Origin of the sequence: Nocardia sp. NPDC049190, assembly GCF_040648115.1 — a bacterium.
Lineage (GTDB): Bacteria > Actinomycetota > Actinomycetes > Mycobacteriales > Mycobacteriaceae > Nocardia.
This window is the reverse complement of the sequence record NZ_JBEZDE010000010.1, coordinates 41,433-57,811: the sequence shown is the minus strand read 5'-3', so window position 1 is coordinate 57,811 and position 16,379 is coordinate 41,433. Positions and strand designations below refer to the sequence as shown.

Here is a 16,379-nt window from a genome sequence, read left to right as displayed (position 1 = left end):
GCGCCCTCCAGCGGAGAACGCGGCCCTTCGGGGTCGGTGGAGACTTACAGGTACTGGCCGGTGTTCGATTCGGTGTCGATGGCGCGGCTCGCGCTGGCATTCTTGCCGGTGACCAGCGTACGGATATAGACGATCCGCTCACCCTTCTTACCCGAGATACGTGCCCAGTCATCGGGATTCGTGGTGTTGGGCAAGTCCTCGTTCTCGGAGAACTCGTCCACGATCGAATCGTAGAGATGCTGGATGCGCAGACCGGGGTTGCCGGTGTCGAGCACCGCCTTGATCGCGTACTTCTTGGAGCGGTCCACGATGTTCTGGATCATGGCGCCGGAGTTGAAGTCCTTGAAGTACAGGACCTCCTTGTCGCCGTTGGCGTAGGTCACCTCCAAGAAGCGGTTGTCCTCGCTCTCGGCGTACATCCGGTCGACGACCCGTTCGATCATCGCGCGAATGCACACTGCCTTGTCGCCACCGAACTCGGCCAGATCGTCGTCGTGCAACGGCAGATACTCGGTGAGGTACTTGGAGAAGATGTCCTGCGCCGACTCCGCGTCCGGACGCTCGATCTTGATCTTCACATCGAGACGTCCTGGCCGCAGGATGGCCGGGTCGATCATGTCCTCGCGGTTGGACGCGCCGATCACGATGACGTTCTCCAAGCCCTCGACGCCATCGATCTCCGAGAGCAACTGCGGAACCACCGTGGTCTCCACATCCGACGAGACACCCGAACCACGGGTGCGGAAAATCGAGTCCATCTCGTCGAAGAACACGATCACCGGAGTGCCCTCGGACGCCTTCTCACGGGCCCGCTGGAAGATGATCCGGATGTGGCGCTCGGTCTCGCCCACGAACTTGTTCAGCAACTCGGGGCCCTTGATATTGAGGAAGTAGGACTTCGCTTCCTTGGCATCCTCACCCCGCGCTTCGGCGATCTTCTTGGCCAGCGAGTTGGCCACCGCCTTGGCGATGAGCGTCTTGCCACAGCCGGGGGGACCGTAGAGCAGCACACCCTTCGGCGGACGCAGCGCGTACTCGCGGAACAGATCCTTGTGCAGGAAAGGAAGCTCCACCGCGTCGCGAATCTGCTCGATCTGCCTACCGAGACCACCGATATCGCCGTAGTCGACGTCCGGCACCTCTTCCAGCACGAGATCTTCGACCTCGGCCTTGGGGATACGCTCGAACGCGAAGCCGGCCTTGGTGTCCACCAGGAGCGAGTCGCCGGGACGCAGCTTGCGGATCGGGGAATCGGGGTCGTCCAGATCATCGACCTCGGCGACCTTCGCGAGCGGACCCGCGAGCCATACCACACGTTCCTCGTCGGCATGGCCGACGACCAGGGCGCGGCGGCCGTCATCGAGAATCTCCCGCAAGGTGCCGATCTCGCCGACCGCGTCGTAGTATCCGGCCTCGACGACCGTGAGCGCTTCGTTCAGCCGTACGGTCTGTCCGTATTCGAGAGTGGAGGTCTCGATATTCGGCGAACACGTCAACCTCATCTTGCGACCCGACGTGAACACGTCGACCGTCTGATCGTCGTATACACCGATCAGAATGCCGTATCCACTCGGCGGCTGACCGAGCCGATCGACCTCCTCACGGAGCGCTACCAGTTGCTGGCGAGCCTCCTTGAGTGTGTCCATCAGCTTGGTATTGCGAATGGTCAGCGAATCGATGCGGGCTTCCAATTCCCGTGAGCGATCCGGCGAATCGGCCAGTTGCCTTCGGAGTGCAGCCGCCTCGGCGCGTACTGCCTCGAGCTCTCTCCAGGCCGCCGAATCCGAATTCTCGATGGGGCTCATGTGCTGCTCCTCCCAGTCCCGGTCTATCAACGCTACCGGTCGCGACCCATTCGCGCTTTCCGACATGGTTTCTTCGTGATCACATCTGGGCTGCGATCGGCGGCCGAGCAACCATGTTAGCCTCCCCTAACCCCCTGCGGCGAGTACCCTCGCCGACCAAGCCGAAAGGTTGCTGACGATGCTCCTTCCCGCCAGAACTCTCCGCGTTTCCGTGGCCGCCGTCACAGCGGCAGCAGCCGTGACCGTCGGACTGGCGGCCTGTGGCTCCGACGACTCCGCCGCGACGTCTCCCTCCGGCACGGCCGCTGCGTCGAGTACCCCCGCGCACGGCGACCATGCGGCGGGCACGCCGACCGCCGAGACGCTGCAGGGGGTGCTGGTCGAACTCGCCGACCCGAAGGTTGCCACCGCCGAGAAGACGAAGCTGATCGTCGACGGCGATAAGCGCGCCGCGAACATCGACCGGATGAACGCGGGACTGCAGAACTACCCACTGACTTTCGCGGTCGCCGACATCACCACCCAAGGCAACACGGCGAATGCCCAGGTGACCATCACCTCCCCGCACGGCGCCCCACCCCCGATTCCGATGTCCTGGGAGAACGTCGACGGTAGCTGGAAGCTCTCGGACGCGAGCGGCTGCCTGATGCTCGGCTTCGCGCAGGCACCCTGCGTCCCGGCCTGACCCACGCGGCCGCTCGGCAGGTGACCGCGGCACGGGAGCCGCAAATCGCCTGGCCCCGCGGCCTCAACCCTTCGACGGCCTACGCTGCGGTTTGGGGGTAACGGTGCCCTCGGCCAGCCTGCGGGCGCTGACGAGGAAGGCGGTGTGGCCTTGCATGCGATGTTCCGGACGCACCGCAAGTCCGACCACATGCCACGGCCGGACCAGCGACTCCCACGAGCGCGGCTCGGTCCAGCATTCCTGCTCGCGCAGCGCCTCCACGACCTTGGACAGTTGCGTGACGGTCGCGACGTAGACGATCAGCACGCCACCGGGCAGCAGCGCCTTCGACACCGCGGGCAGCGCGTCCCAGGGCGCGAGCATGTCCAGAACCGCCCGGTCGACCGGCTCTCCCGCGTAGTCGGCGACATCGCCGACGGTCAGCGACCAGTTAGCCGGACGTTCGCCAAAGAACGTATCCACGTTGCGGACGGCATGCTCGGCGTGGTCGGAGCGAATTTCGTAAGACACCACCTGCCCCTGCGGCCCGACCGCGCGCAGCAGCGAGCACGTGAGGGCACCGGAACCCGCGCCCGCCTCGAGCACCCGCGCACCCGGGAACATATCGCCCTCGTGCACGATCTGCGCGGCGTCCTTCGGATAGATCACCGCCGCGCCACGCGGCATGGACAGCACGTAGTCGATCAGCAGCGGGCGCAACGCCAGATACGGCGTTCCGTTGGTGGATTGCACCACGCTGCCCTCGTCGGCGCCGATCAGTTTGTCGTGTTTGATGCCGCCGCGATGGGTGTGGAACTCCTTGCCCGGCTCCAAGACCACCGTGTACAGGCGCCCTTTGGCATCGGTCAGCTGTACCCGGTCACCGATGGTGAATGGCCCGGTCCGTCTGGCCGTCATGAATCTCCGTTCCGCTGGTTCGAATCCGTGCTGTCGCGCACCGGCGTGTCGGTGCCGCCGGATAGCCTGCCAGGTATGTGCTCGCCCGTATCCACGCACCCTGCCGACAACGCGCCGGCGCCCGCGCCCGACGCCGGGGCAGGGCGGTCGCGGCCCGCGCTGTCGCCTTCGCGAGCAACGGATTTCAAACAGTGCCCGCTGAAATATCGGTTCCGGGCGATCGATCGGATCGCGGAGCCACCGTCGCGGCACGCCGTACGCGGCACGGTGGTACACGCGGTGTTGGAGGACCTCTATGGTCTGCCCTCGACCGACCGCCTGCCCGAGCGGGCCGACGGACTGGTGCCGATTGCCTGGGCGCGAGTGCGGGCCGAACGGCCGGAAGTGGACGAGTTGATCGCCGACGAGCAACTCGAACAGTTCCTCGACGAAGTGCGCGCGCTTGTGCGGCGCTACTACCGGCTGGAGGACCCGACCCGCTTCGACCCGGAGTCGCGAGAGGCCAAGGTGGAAGTCGAGCTCGACGACGGCGTGCTCTTGCGCGGGTTCATCGATCGGATCGACGCGGCGCCGACCGGAGCGCTCCGGGTGGTCGACTACAAGACCGGTCGCGCACCGGGACCGACGCAGGAAACCAGGGCGCTGTTCCAGCTGAAGTTCTATGCACTGGCGCTGCTGCGCACCCGCGGCATCGTGCCGGCCCAGCTACGGCTGGTCTACCTGGCCGACGAGCAGATCCTCACCTATGCCCCCGACGAGGAGGAATTGCTGCGCTTCGAGCGGACGCTCGGGGCGCTGTGGGCGGCCATCCTGGACGCGGGTCGGACCGGCGAGTTCCAGCCCAGTCCGAGCTGGTTGTGTTCTTACTGCGACTACAAGCATCTGTGCCCGGAGTTCGGCGGGACTCCGCCGCCCTACCCGGGCTGGCCGACCGGCGGTGCCGACGAGTCACCGGACGAGACCTTGTCCGACGCAGTATCCGACTGAGCGTCCACGCCTGGTCGCGGCCGCCGTGGGCCGAGTGGACTGCCGTGTGCTCCGATGATCGCGACCGCCGGGATCAGGACCGCCACACCGACCATCTCCCATGATGTCGAACAGGCACGCACCGGGACAAAGCCCCGTCCGCATCACGACCAGACCGTGAACTCGTCGCTCAGCGGAGTCGAAACCCGTGGCCGACAACCGGATTGGTCACGACGGCCGAGGCCGGACACCGTGCCCGGCCGTCAATCCGCGCGACCGTCTGCACCCCGGTGGTTTCGGAGATGTCCATCGCTGCCGCGATCAGCTACGCCGAGGTGTCCTGATGCCGCGTCCCGACGTACCGGCGCTTCGGGGTTCCGGCCTCGGTGACCCGATGCCTCGAATGTTCAGAATGCCCGGCAGGAGCGGATATCGGTGGCCAGGATCGCCTTGGCGCCGAGATCGGCGAGCTGGTCCATCACTTCGTTGCCCGACTTGCGCGGCACCAGCGCACGGACCGCTACCCACCCGGTGTCGGCCAACGGCGCCACGGTCGGCGACTCCAACCCCGGGGTGATCTCGACCGCGGCGTCGAGCAGTTCCTTGGGACAGTCGTAGTCCAGCATCAGGTACTGCTGGGCGAAGACGACGCCCTGGACACGGGCAACCAACTGATTGCGCGCGCGGTCGCGTTGATCGGCGCCACTGCGCTCGATCAGCACACCCTCGGAATCGCACAGCGTCTCGCCGAATGCGACCAGGTTGTGCTGGCGGAGGGTGCGACCCGAACCGACCACATCGGCGATGGCGTCGGCGACGCCGAGCTGGATGGAGATCTCGACCGCGCCGTCCAGACGGATCACCTCGGCCTCGATGCCGCGCCCGCGCAGATCGCTCGACACCAGGTTCGGGTACGAGGTCGCGATCCGCTTGTCGGAGAGGTCCTCGACCTTCCACTCCCGTCCCGCCGGGGCGGCGTAGCGGAAGGTGGAGCGGCCGAAGCCGAGCGCGAGTCGCTCCTGCACGGGTGCGGCGGAATCCAGCGCCAGATCCCGGCCGGTGATGCCGAGATCGAGTTCGCCGGAGCCGACATAGATCGCGATGTCCTTGGGCCGCAGAAAGAAGAACTCGACCTGGTTGGCCGGATCGAGGACGGTCAGATCACGCGAATCGGTGCGTTTGCGGTAGCCGGCCTCGGCAAGGATCGAGACCGCGGATTCGGAGAGGGCGCCTTTGTTGGGGACTGCGACGCGCAGCATGAGGTGGGAGTCCTTTCAGGAGGAGAAACGGGATCAGACGGCCGTCACAGATGTCGGTACACGTCTTCGAGCTTCAGCCCACGACCCACCATCAGCACCTGTACCCAGTACAGCAGCTGGGAGATCTCCTCGGCGAGCGACTCGTCGCTCTCGTGTTCGGCGGCCAGCCACACTTCCCCGGCCTCCTCGAGCACCTTCTTACCCTGGCTATGCACGCCGGCGTCCAGCGCGGCAACGGTTCCGGACCCCGCGGGGCGGTTGACCGCACGATCCTGCAGCTCGGCGAACAGGGTTTCGAAGTTCTTCACGATCAGCCATTGTTTCAGACCCGGGTGCGGACCTGTTGCTCCGGCCCGTCCCGGCCACCACCACGACTGCCCGGTCCCCGGAACCCGCCATCGCAACGATCGGGGCGCTGGAGACCGGGCGGCACCGGGCTAGGCGTCGGCCAGTAGCGCCTCCAGGTCCGCGACCGCCGTGCGAAGCTGGTCCGCGAACGCGTGCATCTGATCGGCGACCGGCTTCGGGGTAGCCAGGTAGAGGTTCCAGCGGTCCGGAAGCAGGACATAGGCGATCCCGATACACCGCGAGCTGGTCGAGCCGAACCCGAAGTATCGAATGTTGACCGACGGCGCCGAGCTGGTGCTCAAGTAGTCGTCGCGCATGATCGTCCAGCCCGGGCTGTCGTAGAGCGGAATCGGGGCCGTGACGCCCAACTCCGCGCCGCGGCGGCGCTGGATCCACTGCAGTTCCCACAGGTGCTGCTCGGGTGCGTCACCCGCCTGGCATTGCTTGGCCCGCTCGACATGCGCGGCAGCCGCGGTCCGCGCGGCGGCGAGTCTCGCCGCCGTGTCCGCGTCCCGGTTCTGCATCGTGTCTACGAAAGCGACCATCTCCGGCGTGACCACCCGCATCGCCTCGGTGCGGCCGTTGCGGTACTGCCTGGTAGCGATGGACTCGTAGGTGGCGCCGGTGAGCCCCTTGCTGCGGCGGTGCGCGAGCTGGTAACTCAGCTGCGCGAACGCGTCCGGCGAGATGCCGAGTTGTTTGGCGCGCCGGGTGCCGAAGTCCGGGAACGACACCGTCTCGGTCGCGTTCGCCACGGCATACTGTGCGAAGGCGGCGCCGGCCGCGGCGATGTCGCCGCGCTGCGCCGCGTCCAGCACGAACTCGATCGGTTCGATCGCGGGCAGGCCCTGGGCCTGCGCCCCGGACCGGACGGCGTGCTCGGACACGGGGGTTTCCAGCAGAGTATCGACGAAAGACAGAATGGTCGTGCCGTCCAGTCCGCAGTGTTCGATATTGATGCCGGCCTGACCGTCGCCGAAGACGATGAACGACACCGCCTTGTCGAACCATCGGTTCGCGCTGTCGCCGTGCAACAGCTGATCGCAGGCGTGCAACTCGTCGCGCGGAGTGAAGTCCTCGAGGCAGATCGCGAACAGCGCGGTCTCGATGGTATCCAGTGCCGCGGCGTTCGCCGGTTCGGCCAGCAATTTCTGTCTGCTGGCCGCCCACTCGGCCCGTGCCTTGGTCGTGAGGTGCCCGACTGCGGTATCGGTACGCGCTGGGCGGGCGCCCGCCTTCAATACCGCGCGCAACCCATCGGCGAGATCCTCCGGTGAGTACGGCGCACCGTCGGGACCGATCACTTCCATCCGGAACATGCTGCCGCGGAAGAACACCACGATGTGCCCGGCCTCCGAATGGCCCGGCCAGTCATCGCTGTAGGGCACCCGCACGGTGTCCTGCGCCACCCCGGGGATGCGGGTCTCGGAGAACAGATACTTGTTCTGCCACATCGACAGCGGCTGCCCGCGCTGGGTCGCCGGCGGGATGGCCTCCCGGTCGAGCGCCAGCTTGTAGGCGAGGGCGGCGGAGATGGTCCCGGCCGCGCGGTCCACCTGTGTCGCCGCGGTGGAGTCGCCCAGCGGGGTGTCGTCGCGGAACAGGAAGAAGAAGTTCGCATTCAACGCGATCCGATCCCGCCTGCCCAGATATCGCGAGGGCCAGAACAGATCCAGCCAGCTGCCCACGCCGGGGGTCGCGTCGTACTCCGCGAGTGCCGCGTGCAGCGTGCGCCCCGGGCCGTCGGCACGCAGCAGGTCCTCGACCGCGGCAGTGGTGGTGGCGAGTTCGTCAGCGGTGAGCAGCGGTGCGCACCACTGCAGGAACCGGCCGCAGCTGTCCTCCAGCGTCGGCAGGGGCACCCTGGGCAGGTGATCGTCGGCGGCGAAGGTGCGTTCGGTCAATGCGGATCCTCGGTGTCGGCGTGATATTTCGGCAACGGCCTGGACAGATACAGGGCGGCATAGAGCCAGCCGGCATCCTCGCGTCCGGTGGTATCGATCCCCCTGGCGGACAGGGTGTTCAGCACCTGGGTCCGTTCGGCGTCGGAGGCGAACCTGCGCTGCTCGTACAGCCCGGGCGCCTGTTCGGTGCGGTAGCCGAGCGCGGCGAGTTCCGCCGCGATCGGAGCGAAGTCGTACATGCGCAACACAAAGTGTGCCATCCAGGGCCGCCTGCGCGGATGCGCGGTGGCCACCCGGGCGAGCGTCTTCTCGGTGACGTAGCCGACGCAACCGGTGGAGACCACCAGGTCTGCGGTGGCCAGCACCGCACGCTGCTCGTCGGTCGGTTCGCCGGACTCCAGGTCGGCGTGCACCACCTCATGGAGCAGACCGGCCTCGTGCGCGTAGTCGAGCGCGGGGCGGGAGGCGTCCATGCCGAGGAAGCGGACGTCGGTCGGGCCGGTGTGCGCGTCCAGACGGGCTCGGTCGCGTCGGATGAGACCGGCGCGGTCGGAGTCAGCGTCGTAATGACCGACCAGCCCGCGCATCGTGGTGTCGAAGCGCAACAGCGCCGCGTTGATGCCGTAAGAACAGCCGATGTCCAGGACCGTCGGGGCGGTCACTCGGGCAGAGGCGCGGTACTGCCTGATCTGCTGTTGGAAGAATGGCTTCGCCAGTTCCGGAATGCGGTAGTCCAGATCGGACATGCGTGCGTAGTACGCGCGTGGATCGGGGCGGTCGTAGATGTCGTCGAAAGACGCTTTCCCAGTTGTGTGCAACGGCACCGGCACGGTCTGTCCTCTCGGGTCGAGCTCGGTCAGTCGAGCCGCTGGGCTCAGTCGAGTAGTCGGTCGCCCCGGACAGCGGCGGCCTCGGCGGCCAGGTGGTCGGGTAGCACGCGACCGAACAATTGCCGGGTTCGTTCCACTGTGCCGACCACCCCCGGCCGATCGGTGTAGGCGAAGATCGCCGAATGACGTTGGCGCGCACCGACAACAGGTGAGACGCGGTGCAACGCAAACCGGCCGCGGAACAATTGCAGGTCGCCTGGACGCAGCGCCAACCGTTTGACGAGACGGTCGCCCGAGCCGGTCAGCACAGCGCGTACGTCGTCGAGATGTTCCCCCTCGGGTGTGCGGATGTTGGGGCAATACTCGAAGACGCCACCGGACTCCGCGGACTGGGTCAGCATGGAAACGGTGAACTCGTTGGTGTCGAAATGCCAGGGATGCGACATTCCCGGCGCGACGACGTTGAGGCACAGTCCGGCGAGAGGATCGGCGAACTCGTGCACCTCGGGCAGATCGAAGCAGTCCGCGACGAAACGCTGAAACCGCTGGTCGGTGTAGAGCTGGTGGATCAGGGCGTCGGCCGGAATACGGTCGCGGGGCACGAAGGCGTTGCCGCGCTCGAGCACGATACGCCCCGGATGATCCTGTGGCAGTTCGGCATCCAGCGGAATGTTATAGACGTTGACCCGCTCGATCACATAGTGCGCATGGGGAGCGATCCGCTCACCCTGTACCCGTAGGGTCTCGGCCAGTTGCGTCCGAATGAATCCGCGGAGCACGGTGCAGCCGCTGTCCTCGAGATCGGCACGCGCACGGCGCACCGCCTCGTGCCGGCCTGGACTTTCCGAATCCGCGAGGGGATATCGACCGGTATCTACGATCTCGTCGAGTACGCCCAACGCTGCCATGGCGTCATTTTGATGCAGCACACGCCGACACGCCCGGGATTCGGAGAGATTGCCGGTGATCACGGTCACACTTACCAGCAGCATTCACTCCCGTTGCGGCACAGTAACTCTCAGTACACCGGGGTCGGGAGTGTCGGGCCGGGAGCGACTCGGCCGCGCACCAGCAGCGCGCTGTCGAGGTAGTCGACAGTCAGACCGACCAGCGAATCCCGGAAAACGCGACCCGGCGCATCCGGCACCGGAATCTCGCACGGAACGACCACCACCGTGCAGCCCGCAGCCTCGGCGGCGCTGGCGCCCGTCGGCGAATCCTCCACCGCCACACAGTGTCGCGGATCCAGACCGAGCAACTCGGCAGCGCGCAGGTAGACATCCGGCTTCGGCTTGCCGTGCGCCACTTCATCCCCACAGACCGACACGTCGAAAAAGTCGCGACCGAGAGTGTCGAGCCCGAACTCGGTGAGTGACCGTTTGGTGTTGGTGACCAGAGCACTGGGCAGACCTGCCGCGCGCACCATGGCAAGCGCGTCCTTCGCACCGGGTCGCCACGGGATGGGTCCGGTCATCAACTCGGCGACCCTCCGGTCCAGGAACATCCTCGCCGCCCGAAGCGCGTCGCCGGTGGGCTCGAGGCCGAGGCCGGTGAAGATGATTCGCAGCGCGTCCGGACCGGACGCGCCGATCAGCGCGTGCCGGAGCGCGTCGGTCATCTCACGGCCGTGTTCACGCGCCAGCTCGCGCAACGCGATATCCCACAGCTTCTCCGAATCGAGTAGCGTGCCGTCCATATCCCAGAGCACTCCGCCCAGTCGCGCTGTCACGTTCGGTGCGTCTCCTCGGTCTCGCCGCTAGGCGCCGGATGCGGCGATCTGCAGCCGGCCATTGTCCCCGACGACCTGGACCCATCGGTTTTCCGAGGTCGTCGAGCCATCTTTCAGGGTATAGGTCAGCGAAACAACCACTCGGTTCGCACCGCTCGGTGTGACCGCGGCCACGCTCACCGAACGAATCGTGCCCCAGAAGTTCACGTACGAGTCGTGGCCGGTCTGCGCCTGGTACGCGGACGACAACTGGGACCAGGCGCCGGACACGTTGCCTGGGAGCATTCCGTAGTAGCCCCGAACGAAGGCGGCGATCTGGTCGGCCGGCGGCGGACCGGTCGGCGTGGGGGTGCCGGTCGTGCTCGGCGCAGGCGTCGTACTGGGCGCCGGCGTGACGCTGGGCGTGGACGTGGCGCTCGACGTGGACGTGGCACTCGGCGTGGACGTGGCGCTCGGCGCAGGGGTGGCGCTTGCCGCAGGAGTCGCGCTCGACGCGGGCGTGGTGCTCGGCGTCGCCGAGATCGGACCAGGCACGGATGTCGACGGCGGCACGGGAGACCGAGGCGCGGGCGGCGCCGCGGGCTCCTGATGGACCGGTGCGACCGCGTCGACCGACGACGGTGGTGGGTTGTCACCGGGCGCCTGCGGAACGGAGACCGACGGCGTCGTGGCTACGGCATCGTCACCACCGCCACGCACCACCATCGCGACGATCCCCGCCATCACCAGTACCGCGACTAGCGCGGCGGCAGCGAGAACGGTCCCGACAGTGCGCTCGGAACCGCCGCCGCCGGGCCGAGTTGTGCCACCGCGCGGCGGGTTCGGGGGCTGGGAAGAAACCGATTGGGGCGCAGCGGAACCGGGCTGTGCGTCGGGCCCGAGCGCGGCGGCTTCCTCCGCCCCGGGCGGGACTGAACCTGGTTGCCGCACCATGGCCGTCGTGCCGTCCGCTCCGGGCAGGGGCAGCGCCGGGACCGAGACCGACGCCAGTCGCGGATCCCGGCCGGCGGCAACGGCTTCCAGCGCCTCCTTGGCCTCACGCATGGTGAGCCTCGCATCGATGGTCGGGGCGAGCAGACGCATCAGCACCGGCGTGAGCGCGCCCGCCGCGGCGGGTGGCTCGATGTGCGCCCTGGCCACTGCGTGTAGCAGAGCGAGCGGGTTGTCCCCCTCACCGAATGGCGGACTGCCCGTCACGGCCGCGTACAACGTCGAGCCGAGAGCGAAGACATCGGAGGCCGGTTCCGGATCCTCGCCGCGCGCCACCTCCGGCGCCAGATAGGCAGGCGTGCCCGCGAGGAACCCGGTGGCGGTGACCGTCACGTCACCGACGGCTCGGGAGATGCCGAAGTCGGTGATCTTCACCCTGCCGTCGTCGCCGACAAGCAGATTGGCCGGCTTCACATCCCGGTGCATGATCCCCGCGTCGTGCGCGGCGGCCAGCGCGGCCGCGACTTGGGCGCCGATCTCGGCGACCTCGGTGGGCGCCAGCGTGCCCGTGCCGGACAGCTTGGTCGCCAGGCTGGGCGCGTCCATGTACTCCATGACCAGCCACGGCTGGCCGTCCTCTTCGGCCACATCGAAGACGGTGATGGCGTTCGGATGGTGCAGCCGCGCGGCGATCCTGCCCTCCCGCATGGCGCGTCGCTTCGCCTCCAGCGCCGCCGATCGGGTCAGCCCGGGACCGAGCAGCAACTGCTTGACCGCGACGGTTCGCTGCAGCCGGACATCGGTGGCCCGCCAGACCACTCCCATGGCGCCGGTACCGATCTGATCCGTGAGCCGGTATCGTCCCGCGATCAATCGATCCGCCGTCATGGTGGTGTGCCTCTCCTGCTTACGCGCCTAGCCGTCCAGCACTCCGCACGTGACCGGAAACCTCCGAAATCGCACGCGCCGAGGTGCTTTGCACCCCGAGAGCAGCGACACGAACGCATCCGCCGACTGCCCCGGATGCAGTTGCAACGCTTCGACAATGGCACACCCACCCGACAGACATCCACCCTCCGATGCGGGCGCCCGTGATCGAGCGTATCGAGGCCGCGAGCCTATCCGCCGAATCGCGCGCCGCGGCGGGCGGATTTCCGCAAATCACGGCATATGTCCAGGTAGCCAAGGCCATGATCGCCGCCGAATCCCGCTACGCCACACGTGAACACCATCACACTGTCCGAACGGTTCGCGGAGCACCGTGGCTGCCTCAGATCCTCGGCGGCCCGATCCGAGTGCGATCGGATGCCACGTTTGCCCGCCGATCGCCTGCGCGGAAGATCGCGGTCGGTCGCGACCCGGCAGTAGCGTGGCACGCGGACCGATCCGGGACCGGTCAGGCGTTGAAGTACTTCGCTTCCGGGTGCAGCAGCACGAACGCGTCGGTGGACTGTTCGGGATGCAGCTGGAGCTCCTCGGACAGCACGACGCCGATGCGTTCGGCCTCGAGCAGGTCGACCAGCTTGGCGCGGTCCTCCAGATCGGGGCAGGCACCGTAGCCGAAGGAGTAGCGGGCGCCGCGGTAGCCGAGTTTGAAATAGTCCTGCACATCCGCAGGATCGGAATCGGCGACCGCGTGACCGTCGAGAACCAGCTCTTCCCGGATCCGACGGTGCCAGTACTCGGCCAGCGCTTCGGTGAGCTGGACGCCGATGCCGTGCACCTCGAGATAGTCGCGGTAGCTGTCGCCCGCGAACAGTTCGTTGGCGAAATCGGCGATCGGCTGGCCCATGGTGACCAGTTGGAACGGCAGCACGTCCACCTGACCGGTCGCTGTGGCGTATGACCGCGACCGGATGAAGTCGGCGATACACAGGAACCGGTCACGCTGCTGGCGCGGGAAAGTGAACCGATAATGTTCCGGCGCAGCGGGATCCGGCTCGGTGAGCACGACGACGTCGTCGCCCTCGGAGATCGCGGGGAAGTAGCCATACACTACCGCGGCATGCTGCAACACACCCTCGGTGCTCAACCGGTCCAGCCAGGCGCGTAACCGCGGCCTGCCCTCGGTCTGCACCAGTTCGTCGTAGCTCGGGCCGCCGCTGCGCTGTCCACGCAGCCCCCACTGGCCGAGGAACAGCGCCCGCTCGTCGAGCAGACCCGAGTACTCGTGCAGCGCCAGCCCTTTCACCACCCGGGCGCCCCAGAACGGCGGTACCGGCACCGGCAGGTCCGCGGCGACATCCGAGCGTTCCGGCACCACGACCGGCACCTCGACCGCCTTGCGCTCCGCGGCGATCCGCTTGGACCGTTCGTGGCGCGCCTTGCGCTCGGCGGCCCGCTCCCGCTCAGCGATGGCCTCCCGACTGTCCGGGTCAGGGCCGCCACCGCGCTTGCGGGTCATGATGTCGTCCATCAACCGCAGGCCCTCGAACGCGTCACGTGCGTAGTGCACGTCGCCTTCGTAGACGTCGGTGAGATCGTTCTCGACGTAGGCACGGGTGAGCGCCGCACCGCCGAGGAGCACGGGGAACTGCTCGGCGACGCCTTTGACGTTGAGCTCCTGCAGATTCTCCTTCATCACGACGGTCGACTTCACCAGGAGACCGGACATGCCGATGACGTCGGCCTTCTTGTCGACCGCGGCGTCGAGGATGGTCGCGATCGGTTGCTTGATACCGAGGTTGACCACTTCGTAGCCGTTGTTGGACAGGATGATGTCGACGAGGTTCTTGCCGATATCGTGCACATCGCCCTTGACGGTGGCCAACACGATGCGACCCTTGCCGCTGTCATCGGTGGTCTCCATATGCGGCTCGAGATAGGCCACGGCGGCCTTCATCACCTCGGCGGACTGCAAGACGAACGGCAGCTGCATCTGGCCGGACCCGAACAGCTCACCGACCGTCTTCATCCCCGACAGCAGGGTCTCGTTGATGATCCGCAGCGGTGGCACCTCGATCATGGCGGCGTCCAGATCGGACTCGATACCGTTGCGCTCACCGTCGACGATCCGCCGTTCCAGCCGCTCGAACAGCGGAAGCGCCGCAAGCTCCTCGGCGCGCGAGGCCTTCGACGACGCGGCGGACACCCCCTCGAACAACGCCATCAGCTTCTGCAGCGGGTCGTAGTCCGCGGCGCGGCGGTCGTACACCAGATCCAGCGCGGTCTGTCGCTGCTCGTCGGGGATCCGGCTGATAGGAAGGATCTTGGAGGCATGCACGATCGCGGAATCCAAACCGGCCTCGACACATTCGTGCATGAACACCGAGTTGAGCACCTGACGCGCCGCCGGATTGAGACCGAAGGAAATGTTCGACAGGCCGAGTGTGGTCTGGACGTCCGGATGCCGGCGCTTGAGTTCGCGAATGGCCTCGATGGTCTCGGCGCCGTCGCGACGTGACTCCTCCTGGCCGGTGCCGAGGGTGAAGGTGAGGGTGTCGATGATGATGTCGCTCGCCCGCAGACCCCAGGTGCCGGTGATGTCGGCGATCAGCCGCTCGGCGATCTCCACCTTCTTCGCCGCGGTCCGCGCCTGACCTTCCTCGTCGATGGTCAGCGCGACCACCGCCGCGCCGTGCTCGGCGACCAGCCGCATGGTCTGCTGGAAACGTGAGTCCGGGCCGTCGCCGTCCTCGTAGTTCACCGAGTTCACCGCGCAGCGGCCGCCCAGGTGTTCCAGACCGGCCCGCAAGACCGGGACCTCGGTGGAGTCGAGCATGATCGGCAGTGTCGAGGCGGTGGCCAGCCTTGCCGCCAGTGCCGCCATGTCCGTGGCGCCGTCGCGGCCGACGTAGTCGACGCACAAGTCGAGCATGTGCGCGCCATCCCGGGTCTGGTCCTTGGCGATGTCCAGGCACTTCTGCCAGTCCTCGGCAAGCATGGCCTCGCGGAAGGCCTTGGAGCCGTTGGCGTTCGTCCGCTCGCCGATCATCAGGACCGAGGCGTCCTGTTCGAACGGCACCGCGGTGTACATGCTGGACACACTCGGCTCATGCGCCGGCGTGCGGCGCTCGGCGATCGGCGCAAGAGTCCGCTCCACCTCGCGCACCGCAGCGGTGAGCTGGCGGATGTGTTCCGGCGTCGTGCCACAGCAACCGCCGACCATCGCGAGCCCGAATTCGGAGAGGAAACCGCGCAGCGCGACCGCCAGTTCCTCGGGGGTGAGCGGATACACCGCGCCGTCGGCGCCCAGTACCGGCAGACCGGCATTCGGCATCACCGAGACCGGCACCCGCGCGTGCCGGGACAGGTGCCGCAGATGTTCGCTCATCTCGGCCGGCCCGGTCGCGCAGTTCAGACCGATCATGTCGATGCCGAGCGGCTCCAGGGCGGTCAGCGCCGCGCCGATCTCGCTGCCGACCAGCATGGTGCCGGTGGTCTCCACCGTGACATGCGTGATGATCGGGACTCGGCGGCCCAGCGTCGTCATCGCTCGCTGGCTGCCGATCACGGCCGCCTTCACCTGCAGCAGGTCCTGGCAGGTCTCGATCAGGATGGCGTCGGCGCCGCCATCGAGCATGCCGAGGGCTGACTCGGTGTAGGCGTCGCGCAGCGCGGAGAACGGGGCGTGGCCCAAGGTGGGCAGCTTGGTGCCCGGACCCATCGAGCCGAGCACGTATCGTGGCGTACCGTCCGCCGACGGGCCCATCTCGTCGGCTACCTCCTTGGCCAACCGGGTCCCACGCTCGGAAAGGTCACGGATCCGATCGGCAAGGTCGTAGTCGGCGAGGTTCGGCAGGTTGCAGCCGAAAGTGTTGGTCTCGACCGCGTCGGCGCCCGCCTCGAAATAGGCGCGGTGGATACCCTTGAGTACATCCGGACGGGTGTCGTTCAGGATCTCGTTGCAGCCCTCCAGCCCACGGAAATCGTCCAAGGTCAGGTCAGCGGTCTGCAGCATCGTGCCCATCGCCCCGTCACCGACGACGACACGGCGGCGAAGCGTGTCGAGCAGCGTCGTGTCGAACTCGGCGGGGCGGGGCGCAGACATGCAATCCAGCGTAGTGGGCACGGCGGACGATCCAGG

At 67.3% G+C, this 16,379-nt stretch carries 12 protein-coding genes; 2 read left to right on the top strand and 10 right to left on the bottom strand.

Features of this window, described 5'->3' with window-relative positions:
* Positions 1–44: 44 nt before the first annotated feature.
* Positions 45–1,805: a proteasome ATPase gene (gene arc, locus AB0B25_RS11425; protein WP_357177136.1), complete on the bottom strand. Its 1,761-nt coding sequence runs from the start codon at positions 1,803–1,805 to the stop codon at positions 45–47.
* Between the two features lie 178 nt (positions 1,806–1,983).
* On the opposite strand from arc, the gene AB0B25_RS11420 reads away from it, so the two are divergent.
* The gene (locus AB0B25_RS11420) at positions 1,984–2,490 is read left to right on the top strand and encodes a hypothetical protein (RefSeq protein ID WP_357177135.1); all 507 of its coding nucleotides are present in this window, start codon (positions 1,984–1,986) and stop codon (positions 2,488–2,490) included.
* A gap of 63 nt (positions 2,491–2,553) precedes the next feature.
* On the opposite strand, the gene AB0B25_RS11415 is transcribed toward AB0B25_RS11420, so the two are convergent.
* Complete coding sequence (locus tag AB0B25_RS11415; RefSeq protein WP_357177134.1) at positions 2,554–3,387, bottom strand: tRNA (adenine-N1)-methyltransferase; 834 nt, start codon at positions 3,385–3,387, stop codon at positions 2,554–2,556.
* Positions 3,388–3,462: 75 nt separating this feature from the next.
* Between AB0B25_RS11415 and AB0B25_RS11410 the strand changes: the two genes are divergently transcribed.
* Entirely contained in the window at positions 3,463–4,374 is a 912-nt protein-coding gene (locus tag AB0B25_RS11410) for a RecB family exonuclease (RefSeq protein ID WP_357177133.1), read from the top strand.
* Between the two features lie 386 nt (positions 4,375–4,760).
* Here AB0B25_RS11410 and hisG read toward each other — a convergent pair whose 3' ends face one another.
* The 8 genes from hisG to metH form a co-directional block, all read right to left on the bottom strand.
* Positions 4,761–5,612: an ATP phosphoribosyltransferase gene (gene hisG / locus AB0B25_RS11405; protein WP_357177132.1), complete on the bottom strand. Its 852-nt coding sequence runs from the start codon at positions 5,610–5,612 to the stop codon at positions 4,761–4,763.
* 44 nt (positions 5,613–5,656) lie between these two features.
* The gene (locus AB0B25_RS11400; protein ID WP_327120982.1) at positions 5,657–5,938 is read right to left on the bottom strand and encodes a phosphoribosyl-ATP diphosphatase; all 282 of its coding nucleotides are present in this window, start codon (positions 5,936–5,938) and stop codon (positions 5,657–5,659) included.
* Positions 5,939–6,049: 111 nt separating this feature from the next.
* A complete protein-coding gene (locus AB0B25_RS11395) occupies positions 6,050–7,864 on the bottom strand; it encodes a choline/carnitine O-acyltransferase (protein ID WP_357177131.1) in 1,815 nt (604 codons plus the stop codon).
* Entirely contained in the window at positions 7,861–8,694 is an 834-nt protein-coding gene (locus tag AB0B25_RS11390) for a class I SAM-dependent methyltransferase (protein WP_357177130.1), read from the bottom strand. The genes AB0B25_RS11395 and AB0B25_RS11390 overlap by 4 nt, the downstream gene beginning before the upstream one ends.
* A gap of 44 nt (positions 8,695–8,738) precedes the next feature.
* On the bottom strand, positions 8,739–9,602 hold the full coding sequence (locus AB0B25_RS11385; RefSeq protein WP_357177129.1) for an arpA protein: 864 nt from the start codon (positions 9,600–9,602) through the stop codon (positions 8,739–8,741).
* A 110-nt stretch (positions 9,603–9,712) separates the two neighbouring features.
* A complete protein-coding gene (locus tag AB0B25_RS11380; protein ID WP_357177128.1) occupies positions 9,713–10,423 on the bottom strand; it encodes an HAD family phosphatase in 711 nt (236 codons plus the stop codon).
* A 27-nt stretch (positions 10,424–10,450) separates the two neighbouring features.
* A complete protein-coding gene (locus AB0B25_RS11375) occupies positions 10,451–12,241 on the bottom strand; it encodes a protein kinase (protein WP_357177127.1) in 1,791 nt (596 codons plus the stop codon).
* Between the two features lie 508 nt (positions 12,242–12,749).
* Positions 12,750–16,343, bottom strand: a complete 3,594-nt coding sequence (metH, locus tag AB0B25_RS11370; RefSeq protein ID WP_357177126.1) for a methionine synthase — start codon at positions 16,341–16,343, stop codon at positions 12,750–12,752.
* Between the last annotated feature and the right edge of the window lie 36 nt (positions 16,344–16,379).

Coding starts and splice junctions, on each gene's coding strand:
- AB0B25_RS11385 (WP_357177129.1), bottom strand. CDS start 9,602: ATGGCAGCGTTGGGCGTACTCGACGAGATCGTAGATACCGGTCGATAT.
- AB0B25_RS11375 (WP_357177127.1), bottom strand. CDS start 12,241: ATGACGGCGGATCGATTGATCGCGGGACGATACCGGCTCACGGATCAG.
- AB0B25_RS11415 (WP_357177134.1), bottom strand. CDS start 3,387: ATGACGGCCAGACGGACCGGGCCATTCACCATCGGTGACCGGGTACAG.
- arc (WP_357177136.1), bottom strand. CDS start 1,805: ATGAGCCCCATCGAGAATTCGGATTCGGCGGCCTGGAGAGAGCTCGAG.
- metH (WP_357177126.1), bottom strand. CDS start 16,343: ATGTCTGCGCCCCGCCCCGCCGAGTTCGACACGACGCTGCTCGACACG.
- AB0B25_RS11410 (WP_357177133.1), top strand. CDS start 3,463: ATGTGCTCGCCCGTATCCACGCACCCTGCCGACAACGCGCCGGCGCCC.
- AB0B25_RS11420 (WP_357177135.1), top strand. CDS start 1,984: ATGCTCCTTCCCGCCAGAACTCTCCGCGTTTCCGTGGCCGCCGTCACA.
- hisG (WP_357177132.1), bottom strand. CDS start 5,612: ATGCTGCGCGTCGCAGTCCCCAACAAAGGCGCCCTCTCCGAATCCGCG.